This window comes from Bradyrhizobium sp. CCBAU 53338, assembly GCF_015291665.1.
GTDB lineage: Bacteria > Pseudomonadota > Alphaproteobacteria > Rhizobiales > Xanthobacteraceae > Bradyrhizobium.
Map to the genome: position 1 here is coordinate 5,109,790 of NZ_CP030048.1, position 12,537 is coordinate 5,122,326.

General features: G+C 66.1%; 13 protein-coding genes. 2 read left to right on the top strand and 11 right to left on the bottom strand.

The genetic code is table 11. The features are described 5' to 3' along the window. Positions 1-3: 3 nt before the first annotated feature. On the bottom strand, positions 4-834 hold the full coding sequence (locus XH90_RS24075) for an MBL fold metallo-hydrolase (RefSeq protein WP_194476801.1): 831 nt from the start codon (positions 832-834) through the stop codon (positions 4-6). 94 nt (positions 835-928) lie between these two features. Between XH90_RS24075 and XH90_RS24080 the strand changes: the two genes are divergently transcribed. Further along, the gene (locus tag XH90_RS24080) at positions 929-1,789 is read left to right on the top strand and encodes a LysR family transcriptional regulator (protein ID WP_194476802.1); all 861 of its coding nucleotides are present in this window, start codon (positions 929-931) and stop codon (positions 1,787-1,789) included. Position 1,790: 1 nt separating this feature from the next. Here the strand turns inward: XH90_RS24080 and XH90_RS24085 are convergent, their stop codons facing one another. From XH90_RS24085 to XH90_RS24110, 6 genes are all read right to left on the bottom strand, one after another. Next, complete coding sequence (locus XH90_RS24085; RefSeq protein ID WP_194476803.1) at positions 1,791-2,555, bottom strand: hypothetical protein; 765 nt, start codon at positions 2,553-2,555, stop codon at positions 1,791-1,793. Between the two features lie 2 nt (positions 2,556-2,557). Further along, a complete protein-coding gene (locus XH90_RS24090) occupies positions 2,558-2,755 on the bottom strand; it encodes a hypothetical protein (RefSeq protein ID WP_194476804.1) in 198 nt (65 codons plus the stop codon). Continuing rightward, entirely contained in the window at positions 2,752-3,195 is a 444-nt protein-coding gene (locus tag XH90_RS24095; RefSeq protein ID WP_194476805.1) for a hypothetical protein, read from the bottom strand. The genes XH90_RS24090 and XH90_RS24095 overlap by 4 nt, the downstream gene beginning before the upstream one ends. A 25-nt stretch (positions 3,196-3,220) precedes the next feature. Further along, the gene (locus XH90_RS24100; protein ID WP_194476806.1) at positions 3,221-6,628 is read right to left on the bottom strand and encodes a CHAT domain-containing protein; all 3,408 of its coding nucleotides are present in this window, start codon (positions 6,626-6,628) and stop codon (positions 3,221-3,223) included. A 210-nt stretch (positions 6,629-6,838) separates the two neighbouring features. Then, positions 6,839-7,600, bottom strand: a complete 762-nt coding sequence (locus XH90_RS24105; protein ID WP_194476807.1) for a hypothetical protein — start codon at positions 7,598-7,600, stop codon at positions 6,839-6,841. A gap of 14 nt (positions 7,601-7,614) precedes the next feature. Further along, positions 7,615-7,803: a hypothetical protein gene (locus XH90_RS24110; protein ID WP_194476808.1), complete on the bottom strand. Its 189-nt coding sequence runs from the start codon at positions 7,801-7,803 to the stop codon at positions 7,615-7,617. 251 nt (positions 7,804-8,054) lie between these two features. On the opposite strand from XH90_RS24110, the gene XH90_RS24115 reads away from it, so the two are divergent. Beyond that, positions 8,055-9,032, top strand: a complete 978-nt coding sequence (locus XH90_RS24115; protein ID WP_194476809.1) for a DUF2336 domain-containing protein — start codon at positions 8,055-8,057, stop codon at positions 9,030-9,032. Here XH90_RS24115 and XH90_RS24120 read toward each other — a convergent pair whose 3' ends face one another. The 4 genes from XH90_RS24120 to XH90_RS24135 form a co-directional block, all read right to left on the bottom strand. Next, entirely contained in the window at positions 9,033-9,377 is a 345-nt protein-coding gene (locus XH90_RS24120) for a DUF1491 family protein (RefSeq protein ID WP_128952824.1), read from the bottom strand. 53 nt (positions 9,378-9,430) lie between these two features. Further along, on the bottom strand, positions 9,431-9,640 hold the full coding sequence (locus tag XH90_RS24125; RefSeq protein ID WP_194476810.1) for a hypothetical protein: 210 nt from the start codon (positions 9,638-9,640) through the stop codon (positions 9,431-9,433). Positions 9,641-9,767: 127 nt separating this feature from the next. Continuing rightward, positions 9,768-10,502 (bottom strand): peptidoglycan-binding domain-containing protein, encoded by a 735-nt coding sequence (locus XH90_RS24130; RefSeq protein ID WP_194476811.1) that lies wholly within the window; start codon positions 10,500-10,502, stop codon positions 9,768-9,770. Further along, positions 10,495-12,324 carry an ATP-binding protein gene (locus XH90_RS24135; RefSeq protein WP_194476812.1) on the bottom strand — a complete coding sequence of 610 codons (1,830 nt, stop codon included), beginning with the start codon at positions 12,322-12,324 and terminating at the stop codon, positions 10,495-10,497. Before XH90_RS24135 ends, XH90_RS24130 begins: the two co-directional genes overlap by 8 nt. Positions 12,325-12,537: the final 213 nt, after the last annotated feature.

Here is a 12,537-nt window from a genome sequence, read left to right on the forward strand (position 1 = left end):
GACTCATATGTGCGCCCCGCACCGGCAGTTCTCGTAGTCGACCGGATCGTGGCTGTTGAAAATCGTCACGCGGATGCTATGGCTGAGCTTCAGCTCGCGCAGGCGCGCCTGGTTGGCGAGGCGGGCGTTGCGGTCCATGTCGACGCGGCGCTGGAAATAACGGAGCATCAGCGGCGCGCGCGGCGACGCGTCGAGCTGGGCGTGATGGAAATAGCTGTCGCCGGCATGCAGCAGCCATGTGTCGCCGGAGCGGACCGCGATGCCGCAATGGCCGAGCGTGTGACCCGCGAGCGGAATCGTCAGGATGTCACCCTCGCGATCGCCGAGCGCGCGCACGCCCTTGAAGCCGAACCAGTCTTCGCCGGCCTCGCCATAGAAACTCCAGCGCGGTCCGTGGCTCCACTGCGCCATGACGTAACGCCCTTCGGGCGGCGCGGGCTCGCGCAGTACCGCCATGTCGTACTCGGTGCGGTGAACATGGATCGCCGCGCGGGGAAAGTCGGGCACACCGCCGGCGTGGTCGCGGTCGAGATGCGTCAGCAGCACGTGGCGCACGTCGTCAGGCGAATAACCGAGCGCCCTCACCTGCTGCACCGCCGTCTCTGCCGGATCGAGCCTTGGCGCGGTCTGGCGCACCCAGCGCTTGCCGAGCCGATCCGGCGTCGCGATGTCGCCGAGCCCGATGCCGGTGTCGACCAGCGCGAGACCATCGCTGGTCTCGATCAGGAGGCAATGGCAGACCATGCGGGCGCGCTGGAACAGGCCGCCGATGCCGTTCACGAGCCGGCGGCCCATGGGGCACATCGTGCCGGTATTGAGGTGATGGATCTTCATCGCGCTTCCCTGCCTGTTGAGGACAGGCTGTTCTTGTCATCCTTCGATCCATAGGTAAAATATCTAATATTGATACTATCTCTAGGCATATCCTATGGACATCCGCGAGCTCCGCTATTTCGCCGCCGTCTACCGCGAGCGCAACCTGACGGCTGCGGCGCGCAGCTGCTTCGTGTCGCAGCCGTCGATCTCGACCGCGATCACCAATCTGGAGGCGGAGCTCGGCACCACTCTCTTCATCCGGCACAAGAAGGGCGTCGCACCGACCGCCTCGGCCGAGCAGTTTCACACCGTCGCCCGCCGCATCATCGACGAGGCCGACGCCGCGCGAAAGCTGTTCCGCAAACCGAGCACCAAGACCACTGTCACGCTCGGCCTGATGCGGACGCTCGACGTGCCCAGAACCATCGCGCTGCTCAAGCCGCTGACGGCGCGCAACGACATCGCGCTCCGGCTCGTCGGCAGCGACGAGCGCGCGGACGCCAGAATCATCTCGAAGAGCATGCTTGATGACGAGGAGCATTTCGTCCCGCTCTGGAGCGAGCGCTACGTCGCGGCGCTGCCGCCGTCGCATCCGCTGACGCTCAAGGACAAACTCCGCTCCGCCGACCTCGCCGACGTGGCCATGATCGACCGCTGCCATTGCGAGCAGAGCGCGTTCTTCGGCCGCGCGTCGCAGCGGCGTCCGTCCGCGGCGATCGCGCAATCGGAGGAATGGGCGATGGCGCTGGTCGCGGCCGGCGTCGGCATCGCCATCGTCCCCGAAGGCGTGGCGAAAGGCGTTTCCGACATCGCCGTCAGGGAGATCGAAATGAAGGTCAAACGCGAGGTTGGGCTCGCCTATCGCGCGTCGGTGCCGCTCGTCGATGCGTTGAGGGATCTCGTCGGGAAGCTGCAGCGCGGGCGCGCAACGTCCCGGCGCGCGCCGCAAGGGCTCACCGGGCGCCGCAAATGAGCTAGCCGAGCAGGCCCTTCAGGCCGGCGTAGATCGAGCCGACAGCCGTCGCGGCGACACCGGCCAGCGGTCCGACCGTCTGCATCAGATCCTGGATCAACCGCGCGCGGCGGCGCAGCTGCTCCTCGCCGACATGCTGCCCGAGCAGGCGCGCCATCCTGAAGGCGAAAGCATTGGGCTTGCCGCCCTGGCCGAGAACGCGCGGCAGGACCTGGAAGACGACGAGTCCCAGGATGTTTCCGGACACGAAGGCCAGCAGGATGCTGGCGCCGTATTCGAACACTTCGCGCCATTCGACCCACACGGTGGGAAGGATCGGAACGCCATCGTGGAATCCGGTCACCGTCAGCATCGCCTGGATGCTGACGCTGGCGAGAAGCAACGCCAGCACGAACGCTCCCAGCGTCGAGACCCGATGCAGAGGATAGGCTGCGAAACCGAACAGCAGGGGGATCACGATCGACGCGATCCGCAGCGGGATCGGAGAGAGATCGAAGGTGATGGTGACCAGAACATGCGCGATCGTCAGCAGGACGGCCGGAACGACGACGTAGAGAACGGCATGCGTCGCGAAATAGCGCAGCGGATTCCTGTAGCGCTCGAGTCGGACGTTGACCCGGTCGAGGTCGCGCCTGAGCCTGTCCAGCTCGGCAACGATGTCTTCGATCTCCAGGAGCGTCGGCCGCACGAAGCGCAGATCGCGCGAGCAATGCTTGCACGCGATGGCCTCGTCCTTGATCGTCTCGGCGCAGAACGGACACTCCATCGTCAGCGCGACTTCCTGCGCAGCATGATGGCTTCGACCTCGTCTCTGGCCCGCGCCAGCTCATCGCGTAGCTGGTCCCGCTTGCGCAGGAGATCGTCGCGCTCCGCAATCAGCGTCGCGGGCACGGCGATGTCCCGGGAACAGGAGGCGCAAACCAGCACGCTGTCCGCGTTCTCGGCCTGGCAGTAGGGACACGTCACTTCGGTGCGACCTTGAGGGTAAAGATGGCCGTGCCCGGCCGTCCGTCACTGTCCTTGATGTCGACCCGCATGGTGTAGTCGCCGGGCGGCAATTCCGCATTCTGCATGTTGATCCCGTCGGCCTGGACGAACGGCTTGATCCGGGTCGTCAGATCGACGTTCGGCGTGCGCAGGAAGGTCACCTTGACCGAGTCAGGATCGATCTTGGCGCCCCCGAACGACTCGAACTTCAATTGGAGTCGCATCGGCGAGGACACCGATTCGCCGGGCGAGATGTACTCCACCTTCGGACCGCGCAGGATACCGCGCCGGTCTGCCGCAATCGCGCCCTTCGGCGGTGGCAGCTTGGCTTCCTCTTCGGTGATCAATTGCGTTGCCCGCGACGTTCCCGAAAACAGGAGACCTGCCGCAACCAGCCCTAGCAAGATATTCCGCGTCATTGTCCTTCCAACCTTCCCACGTCGATCATCGCACGCCGCCATCGCCGATGATCGTATACGGCGCCCAGAACAGCGGATGCGCGTAGGCGAACTCGGTCTTGCCCTCGTCGTCGAGGTAACCGGGACCATCGACCAGGGCCATCATCGCCTGCCGCAGCGCTTCGCTCCGCGACAGTTTCGGATCGTCGGCCTGTCGCTTGAACAGATCGGTCACCAGCTGCCGCGCGGATTGCGAATGCACCGACCAGTTCGTCACCAGCAGGGCGCGTGTTCCGGCATAGAAGAACGCGCGGCCAAGGCCGGACGCCGCTTCGGCGCCGGCGCCTGCACCCGCACCGGTGTTGCAGGCGGACAGGATGACCCAGTCGGCGTCGAGCTTGAGGCCGAGAATCTCCTCCATGGTCAGGAGGCCGTCGCCGCTCTCGCCCGTCACCGCCGGCGACGACAGCGCTAGCGCGGGCTGCGTCAGTCCGTTGAGTTCGCCCGGGACCAGACCGTGGGTGGCGAATGCAAGGATGCGAAAACCGGACAGGTTCATGGTCTTGACCGCGCTCTCGGTCGCGTTCTTGCCGAGGAACAGGACCTTCGAGGGATCCGCCTGCAAGGCCAGCGCGATCGATTTGAGCTCGTCGGCCGTATCAGGGAGCCGCGGCAGGAGGCCAAGCTCGGCGCTGTCGACGCCTTCGAGCTTCGGGCTGCTGCGACGCTTCAGCGGCATGCCGCGGGTGACGTTGCCGCCGACCTCGGCGACCTGAACCTTGCTGTCGGCGCTCTCTGCCTCGGCCTGCTGATCCTTGTTGAAATAGGGATCGCCGAACGCGACGAGATCGCCGCGGCCGGGCTTGCCGGGCGGCAACTGCCGCAGCGTGCGCAACGCGGCCGCTGAAGGCACCGTCGACACGGCATGGGTCCGGGCCAGCCACGGCACCTTGCGATAGCCGACGAACAGCGGATCCTCGTCCGCCGCCACCTCCGCCGGGGCGGTCGGCAACAGCGACAGCGGCAACAGGCCGAGCGCGCCGTTGGTCACCACGATCAAGTTCCTGGCCGGCTTCCATCCGCTCTCGACCGGCTTCAGCAGCAGCTCGTAGAGCTCGTAGCCGAGCTTGAGATCGAACGGAGGAATGTCCGAGATCATCGCCGCCTGCGGCTCGAGCGCCTCGCGCAGCTTGCGGATCTTGGTCTCGATGTCGCCGATCTTGGCCTTGACGGCAGCGAACGCCACCGGGCCCGATTTCGGCACGGCCCAGACGAAGCTGCCGTTCTGGCCGAAATAGAACGACAACATGGCTTCATTGTCAGACAACGTCGCGCGGATTTCGGCAACGCTCGGCGGCTTCGGCGAAACCAGATCGGCGTAGACAGGGAATTTCTGCTTGATCTCCAGGCGCGCCTTGTCCCGTTCACTGCGCAAGGCCGCGATCGACGCCTGGATTTGCTGCGCCCCCTTCTCGTCGCGATCCGCCGAGGGAATGGCGAGGACGTTGTTGAGCGTGCCGAGCTGGGCGTTGACCTGCTTGGTGAGGTCCTGCTCCTTGCGCACGAGATCGGCCAGCGCCGGATCCTTGGCAGCCGCGCGGGCGCTCGATGCCGCCAGAGCCTGCTGAACCGAATGACCGCGGATGGCATCGGCGAGACTGAAGGTCTCCTCACCGACGGCGCCGCCGGTGCCCTCGGCCCGCGCGAGCAGCAGCAGATAGCTCTCGACGATGGTCTGAAGTCGCTGGCTGCGCGCGGCCACCACGGTCGTGTTCTCGTCGTCGGCATTCTCGTTCGCGTTCGCCATCATGACCGGGATGGCGGCCTTGAACTCGCGGATCGCGTCGGCATCGCGCCGCGCGAGCATCAAGCCCACAGCCAGGGTGCCGCGCGCCGAGGCGGTGTCGAAATGGCTTTCGCCGACCCGTCCGATCTGCTTCTTGACCAGTTGCTCGGCAGCGGCGATGCCGGCGTCGAGCTGACCTGAATTGTAGAGCGCGAGAATGCGCGCCGGGTTGAGCTCGATGACCTGGCGCCGCTGCGGGTCCCAATTGGCAACGGCCCTGTCGATCTGCGCAAACATCTCGTTGGCTTCGGCATTCTTGCGTCGCAGGTTGAGAATGCCGGCGAGCCGCGAGAGCAGCTGCACAGTCGATTGCGAGTCATCAGGCACGCCGACCGTCTTGTTGATCTCGAGCGCGACGCGGCCAAGCTGCTCGGCTTCCTCGTAGCGGCCCTCGTCGACCAAGATGCCGGCCAGCCCCATCACGTAGCGCGGCATGACCGGGTTGTACTTGCCAGTATCTTTCAACCGCGACAGCAGAGCGCGGCGGGCGTCGACCTCCGCTTCAGCAAGCCGGCCTTGCCGTGCCTTCATGCGGGCCTGACTGAGCACGAAATTGTCGATCGCCTGAAGCACGACGGTTTCAGCCGGCGGATTGTCCGAGTCCAGCAAGGCCTTCATGGCGGCTCGCTTGCGTTGCTCTGCCACGCGATAGGCGGCCTCGGCCTCGACGAACTGCCCGCGCGCCTCGAAGATCAATGCCCGTGTGCCTTCGAGATCCGACTCCCAGCTTTGCCCCATGCGCGCATAGGAGGTGCGCCAGCCTGGAAGACCGCTGGTTCGCGCTTCTTGGATGGCACTCATGGTCCGGCGCAGATAGGCCTCGGCCTGGGCGATGTCACCCATCTGGATGAGAATGCCGACAATGGACCTGTTGGCACTGAGTTGATACCCCTTGGCACCCGGCAGGCTCGCGGTGTCGCGCAACAGCCGCTGCATGACTTCGAGCGAGCGTTTCGGATCGCCAGCCGCAGCATATTGCAGCGAGAGGAGCTGCATCAGGCGGCCCATCATGTTGGGCTCCACTGCACCGCGGCCGATCTCGACAGCCTTGTTGGCGTCGGCGATGGATTCGGCGAGCCGGCCGAGTTGGGCGCGCGCATTGGCGCGATCGAAATAGAACTGAGCGAGGTCCTCGCGGGACTCCTTGCCCGTGGGCGTCGAATCCGCGTCCGCCTTCAGCTCCGCAATCAGCTTGTCGTTCGGCTTTTCGCTGTCGAGGATCGCGGTGATGTCGGAGATGGTGCGCGGCGGGGCGATGAAATCCTTCGGCAGCGCCGTGCCGGGGACCAGCTTCGGTGCGGCCTCCTTGGGAAGCTCGACGGCGACGTTGGCGCGGCCGTTGGCGGCGTTCAAAGCCGCCATCACGCAGGCCCGGACCTGCGGCGAGGCCTTGGCGCGGCATGCTTCCCGATCGGCACCCCCGCCCGCACGCATGCAGGCCTGCACGATCGGCCTGCCGACGGTCATCCGGCAGTTCTCGAATGCCGCCTCCTTGGTCAGCGCGGCAGCCGAGCCGGTCCATCCCAGGAGAACGGCCAAGACTAGCAATTGTCGCGGCAGGGTGACGTCCAGGCGGCTCTTGACCGGGCTCGCGGCGTCTACGCTCATCGCGAAGGACCTTTGGGTGAAATGACTTGAAGAAAACGAGCCAATCCTACCTCTATTGCCGCGGAGAACAATCACCAATCGGTAGGGTGGTGGGATGCCCGGGAGGGTCGGCGACAGCTGTGGGCACCGGTTCCTCGGTTGCGCGTCGCGGCAGGACCTGCCGGCAGGGGCAGCTGAGGCTGATGCCAGCGCGGCCGTGGCGGCCGCCGCTCAGCCCTTCGAGATCACCGCGCGGCCGTAGGCCGGCTGCGACTGCACCGGCGGATTGGCGGTCTGGGCGGCGAGTTCGCCGATCAGGCGATCGGCATCGGCGGCCATGCTGTCGGGCGCCTGGATCACCAGCCGCTCCAGCGCCCAGCGATAGGACGAGACGCGCTGTTCCAGCGACAGCTGTACCCACTGGACGATCAGCGAGTTCTCCTGCATGCGCTCGACGGCATCCGCCTTCTCCCTCGGCGAGAGCTCGGAGACGCGCGCCATGCTGGCGTCACGCTTCCTGTCGAGATCGATGACGCGAATCGCGCATGCGAAGAACGGCTCGAAGCGGGTGATATCGTTGCGCACGTCCTCGATCAGCTGCGCATAGCGCGAGGATTGCGAGCGATGCGGCTCGTCGATCAGCGTGCGCCCGTACATGGTGCGGTCGAACACGATCTTCTGGCGCCACGGCGACGGCAGGGCCTTGTAGTCGCCGAACACGCTCTTCCAGGCCGGCCGCGACAGCGGCGGCTCGATCATGGGATAAGCGAGGTCGCGAAGCTGGCGCTCTTCGTCGGTAAGCTGGAATTGAGAGGGCGTCAGGCCGAGGCTGCCGGTGACCTCGGCACCCAACCAGCGATGCATGTCGTCGCTGCGCATGTCGGCTCGGGTGCGGCCGAAATCACCGCCGCTGCAGGCTGCGAGCGAGGCGCCCATCAGCATCAGCAGGATGGCCGATGCGAGGGTACGAATCCGGTGGATGGAATCCGGCATTGCAAATGCCGGAACTAGCGGCGACGACGACGGCGCCCCGGCGCGGTGCCCTGCTCCGGTCCACGGTCGCCGCTGGTTTCGTCCGCCTCGCGCTCGATGCGAATGACGGGAAGGATCAGGATCGTCCCCGTGTCCGCGCGCGGTGCGACGTCCCCCGACGAGCCCACCCGGCGACCGGCCGGAAATTCGATGATGGTCCCCATGTCAGCTCTCTCAATTGCCGCGCGACCAAACGCGCCCCTGCAACATGAGAGTCATTAGGATCAGTTTATGGTTAACGGGGTGTAAACACGGCCTTCGGACCGTAACCGCACGGGCCGCGCGGCCGTCCCGCGACGGCACGAGATCTGCTGAAATGAGCGGGTTTGCTTCACACTTCATTTTCCTTAAGGAGCCTTTAAAGGAACCGCTGATAGGCTGAGGCAACAGTCCTTCCCGAGTTGCGTACGCCTCCATGACCAAGTCGCTGTTTCCCGGATTCGACGGGCTGATGACCCTCTCGCGCCGCGAAGGCGTCGATGTTCGTCCGACGCTGCTGCGCGTGTTGACCGATCTGTATGTCCAGGCGCCCACCCACAGCGAGGACGAGCAGCGGCAATTCATCGAGCTTGCGACGCGGCTGATCGACCAGGTCGACGACGCGACGCGCGCAGCCGTCAAGGCGCGGCTCGCGATCTATCCCCAGACGCCCGTCCCCGTCCTCCAGAAGCTCGGGCTGGTCGCAGCGCAGGAAGGCCGCCGGGTGCCGCTCGCGCGCGAGATCCCGCGGCCTGCGCCAGCTCCCTCGCCTGCCCGCACGCCGACCGACGCGGAAGCGCGCATGGCCGCCAACATGGCGATGCAGCCGAAAGAGGCGGCCGAGATCCACGACATGTTCTTCCGCGCCGATGCGAGCCAGCGCGCGCTGATCCTGCACAACCTGGCGCAAACACCGCTGAAGGCCGCGCCGCGGATTCCGACCGTGCACGCCAGGCGCGCGATCCAGGTCCTGGAGATGGCGGCGATCGCGGGCGATGTCGAGAGCTTCACCCACGAGCTCGGCGATACCCTGATCCTGCCCGCGCGCGTCGCGGCGCAGATCGTCGACGATGCCGGCGGCGAAGCGCTTGCGGTCGCCGCCCGCGCGCTCGACATGCCGAGTCCGAACTTCCAGCGCATTCTGCTGTTCTTCAAGCCCGCGATCGGCAATTCCGTGAACGAGGTCTACCGGCTGTCGCGGCTGTATGACCGCCTCAGCGATCGCTCCGCGCTGGTGATGCTGGCCGCCTGGCGCGGCTCGACGCTCGCCGTCACCCGCGCCAAGTACCAGCCGGCGCTGCACGACAGCGACCGTCAGCGCGCTCGCGCGGGCGCAAGCCAGTCGCGGCCGAGCGTGCAGCCCGGCTCGAGCCCGGCGGTGCGCACCGGCAGCGGCGGGTCGTCGGAGCGCTAGTCAGGTTTTCGCCAGATCGAGGAAGTGCCGTCCTGCACGGTCTTCGGTCTCGACGATCCAGGCGTCCGGATCGAAACGCAGCTCTTTGGTCAGGCGCTCCTCCACGGCCGGCTCAGGCACCGGCTGCGGCGCGATCGGCACAAAGAAGCGATCGACGGGACGGCCATCGTCATAAGACGTCTGCGGCGCCGGCACGTAGAGCATTGCGTTGCCGTCGAGCAGCGACACCTTCACGAACACCGCGCCCGCTTCCTCGGCGCCGCGACGGCGCACGGCGCCGAACACGCCTTCGGTCTGGCAACGGCGCAAGTAGGCTGAGACCCAGATATTTGATTTCAAACGCATGAATCGAACGATAGGCCAGCGTGACGAGCGCCGCCAGTGTCAGCGCCGGCTTGTTATGCCTTGCCGGCGCCCTGCCCGCCACCGATCTGGCGCGCAACGAGGTATGACAGTGGCATTGCCAGCGCAAATCCCACGGCGACCGCGTACGGGATGTTCCTGATGGCGCCAGCGGCAAAGCTCGGCACCATCAGCACCACGATGAGGCTGATGCCCGCGAGTACCGTGCCGAGCATGATCCAGACGAGAATCGAGACCTTGAACATGACGACCTCTCTCCCTTGATGAGATGGAGACGATCATGTTCACCGAGGGTTCCCACCGTCATTGATCCCACGCAAATCGCTCCTCCGGTCCGAGGATTGATCGGCGTCAATGACAGCGGACGTTCGATTATTCGACGGGATGGCCGATCGCGGCGGCAAGCTCGCGCAGCAGGCGGTCCGTCACCTGGCCGGTCACCGGCATCTTGTGCTGGCGCTCGAACGTCTGGATCGCGGACTGGGTCTCGCCGCTCATCGCGCCCGTGATCTTCAGATTGCCATAGCCATATTCGGACAGCGCGCGCTGCACGCCGGCGAGGCGACGCGCCGCCGGGCTTTGCTGCAGCGGAATCGGCGCCGGCGGCCGCGCGACCGCCATCGCAGACGGCGTCTGCGTCGGCGCCATGGACTTGATCACCAGATTGGTCATGGGATCGCCGGAGCGCGACGTCGAGGCCGTGGTCTCGGCGGGCCTCTCCGGCGCCTTCTCGGCCGGCTTCGGCTCGACGCGAAACTCGGTCGCCTTCGGCTCGAGCGGCGAGGTGTCGGCGCCGACGGGACGCGGGCGCGGCAAGGGATTGGACAGAGAGATCGACGAAGGCGCGGGAAGGTTGATCACGGTGCCGAACATCGGCGCCGGATGCCGGCCGGTCTGGAGAAACAGCGCGTTCGCAACGATGGCACTGACGGCCGCGGCGGCGACGAGGCCGGCGAGCGTGTCCTTGGGGCTGTGCAGCAGCACGCGCATCACCAGATTGCGCTCGGTCTCGACATCCAGGACCGCGGCCTTGGCCCCACCCTTGGCACCACCCTTGGCGCCACGGCGGCGCGGAGCAGCTTCGTCGTTGGCAGACTTTCTAGGCACTTTTCTTCACCAGAGCAGGTTGGTCCTGAACTTCATGACGCGGCACCGGCGTCAGCGTCGCGATCTTGCTGTCCGCCGGCCTGGCTTGCGGCGGCGTGTAGACGAGCGGCAGCTTGACCGTGACGGCGGTGCCCTCGCCGAGTTTGCTTTGTACCGTCAATTCGCCGAGATGCAACGCCACGAGGCTCTTCACGATCGAAAGACCGAGGCCGGTGCCTTCGTGACGGCGCTCATAGGTCTTGCCGCACTGGAAGAACGGCGCGCCGATGCGCTTGAGATCGTCAGGCGCGATGCCGACGCCGGTGTCGCTGATGCGCAGCGTCAGCTGCGAGGCGGATGCTGACGCGGATACGGTGACCTGACCGCCACGCTCGGTGAATTTGACGGCGTTGGCGACGAGATTGAGCACGATCTGCTTGAAGGCCCTGGGATCGCCGTTCATCAGGGGAAGATCCTGCGGCGCATCGGTGATCAGATCGATGCCGTTTTCGCGTGCCTTCAGCGCCAGCAGATTGCAGCAATGCATCAGCGAGGCGCGCGGCGCGAACGGTTCCGACGCGATCTCGAAATTGCCCGATTCCATCTTCGACATGTCGAGGATGCCGTTGACGACCGACAGAAGATGCTGGCCGGACGCATTGATCAGCTCGGCATATTCCTTGCGCTGGTGAGCGGCCAGCATCAAGCTCTGCTCCTGCGCGATCATCTCGGAGAAGCCGATGATGGCGTTGAGCGGCGTGCGCAGCTCGTGGCTCATGGTGGCGAGGAAGCGCGTCTTGGCGGCGTCGGCCGATTCCGCCGCGCTCCGGGCCTGGTCGAGCGCCTGCTCGGACAGCTTACGATCGGTGACGTCGCGCATCACCGCGACGACTTCGAGCTCAGCGGTGATATCGCGATGCTGGTCCTGCTCGAGCGGCCGGCAGCGCATCTCGACCCAGATGAAATCGACCTGACCGCGCTCGGAGCCGGCGGGCTCGCGCCGCAGGCGGAATTCGACGCTGCGCACGTCGCCGCGGGCGGCATCCGAGAGCGCGGTGAGATAGGCCGGACGATCGGCGACATGGACCCGGTCGAACAGGCCGTGGCCGAGCAGCTGGGCGACGGGCATGCCGAGCATGGCTTCCGCCGCCGGCGAGATGAACTGCACCGCGCCGTTGCGCTGATGCCGAGAGATCACGTCGCTCATGTTGCGCGCCAGGAGGCGATAGCGCTCCTCCTCGCGCGACAGCAGCGTCACGCTGGTCCGCGCAAGCGACTCGGCGCCAAAGGCGAGGCCCGCGGCATAGAGCGTTGCGGAGGCAACCCCGAACGCCATCATCATACCGCGTTCCGCGCCGCCGAGCTCGCCGGCCGGCAGCCAGCCGAACTGGCCGAGCAGGATCAACAGGCCCGCGCAGGACAGCGCGAGCAAGGAGGCAAAGGCTGCAACGCGACGCGACGCCGACAGCGAGGCCTCGAGCGGAACCACGACCAGCCAGATCGCGGCGAATGATTCGATGCCGCCGGTCGTGGCGGCGACCGCCATGATCAGGCCGGCGAGCGCCAGCGACGACAGCACGTGGGCGCCTTCATAGCGGCCGGTGCGCGACAGGAACCAGGACAACAGGATCGGCGCGATCAGCCAGGCGAAGGCCGCGACCTCGATCGCGCTCGGCGCGCCGCGCAGCACGAGATAGACGGGAAATGCGGCAAAGGCGGCCAGGCTTCCGAGAAGCCGCGGCGCCATGAAGGCCCGATGGCGCGCACGCGTCAGCGCATCGTAACGCGCGGAGGGATGCAGCAGTGCATCGAGACAATCGCGGATGATACTCAAAACTGTCACGGGTCTCGCGCTTCGGCTCAATCGTCTTTGGAAGACGCGCCGGAACGCCTCCTTGTCGTTGAGCCACCGTGTCAGAGCGACCTTAAACGAGTGCTAAGGCGGATCGGCGTGCGGCCGGACACCGCGCCATCGCGGAGATTTTTAGGCGATTTGGCGACGTCATCATCGGTGATGGTGAACACAGGGTTTCACCGCCCCGCTCATGGTTTCGAA

Excerpts from the sequence above, each read along its gene's own strand:
- XH90_RS24110 (WP_194476808.1), bottom strand. The coding sequence starts at position 7,803 with ATGGGGACCATCATCGAATTTCCGGCCGGTCGCCGGGTGGGCTCGTCG.
- XH90_RS24120 (WP_128952824.1), bottom strand. The coding sequence starts at position 9,377 with ATGCGTTTGAAATCAAATATCTGGGTCTCAGCCTACTTGCGCCGTTGC.
- XH90_RS24085 (WP_194476803.1), bottom strand. The coding sequence starts at position 2,555 with ATGGAGTGTCCGTTCTGCGCCGAGACGATCAAGGACGAGGCCATCGCG.
- XH90_RS24080 (WP_194476802.1), top strand. The coding sequence starts at position 929 with ATGGACATCCGCGAGCTCCGCTATTTCGCCGCCGTCTACCGCGAGCGC.
- XH90_RS24100 (WP_194476806.1), bottom strand. The coding sequence starts at position 6,628 with ATGAGCGTAGACGCCGCGAGCCCGGTCAAGAGCCGCCTGGACGTCACC.
- XH90_RS24105 (WP_194476807.1), bottom strand. The coding sequence starts at position 7,600 with ATGCCGGATTCCATCCACCGGATTCGTACCCTCGCATCGGCCATCCTG.
- XH90_RS24095 (WP_194476805.1), bottom strand. The coding sequence starts at position 3,195 with ATGACGCGGAATATCTTGCTAGGGCTGGTTGCGGCAGGTCTCCTGTTT.
- XH90_RS24125 (WP_194476810.1), bottom strand. The coding sequence starts at position 9,640 with ATGTTCAAGGTCTCGATTCTCGTCTGGATCATGCTCGGCACGGTACTC.
- XH90_RS24075 (WP_194476801.1), bottom strand. The coding sequence starts at position 834 with ATGAAGATCCATCACCTCAATACCGGCACGATGTGCCCCATGGGCCGC.
- XH90_RS24115 (WP_194476809.1), top strand. The coding sequence starts at position 8,055 with ATGACCAAGTCGCTGTTTCCCGGATTCGACGGGCTGATGACCCTCTCG.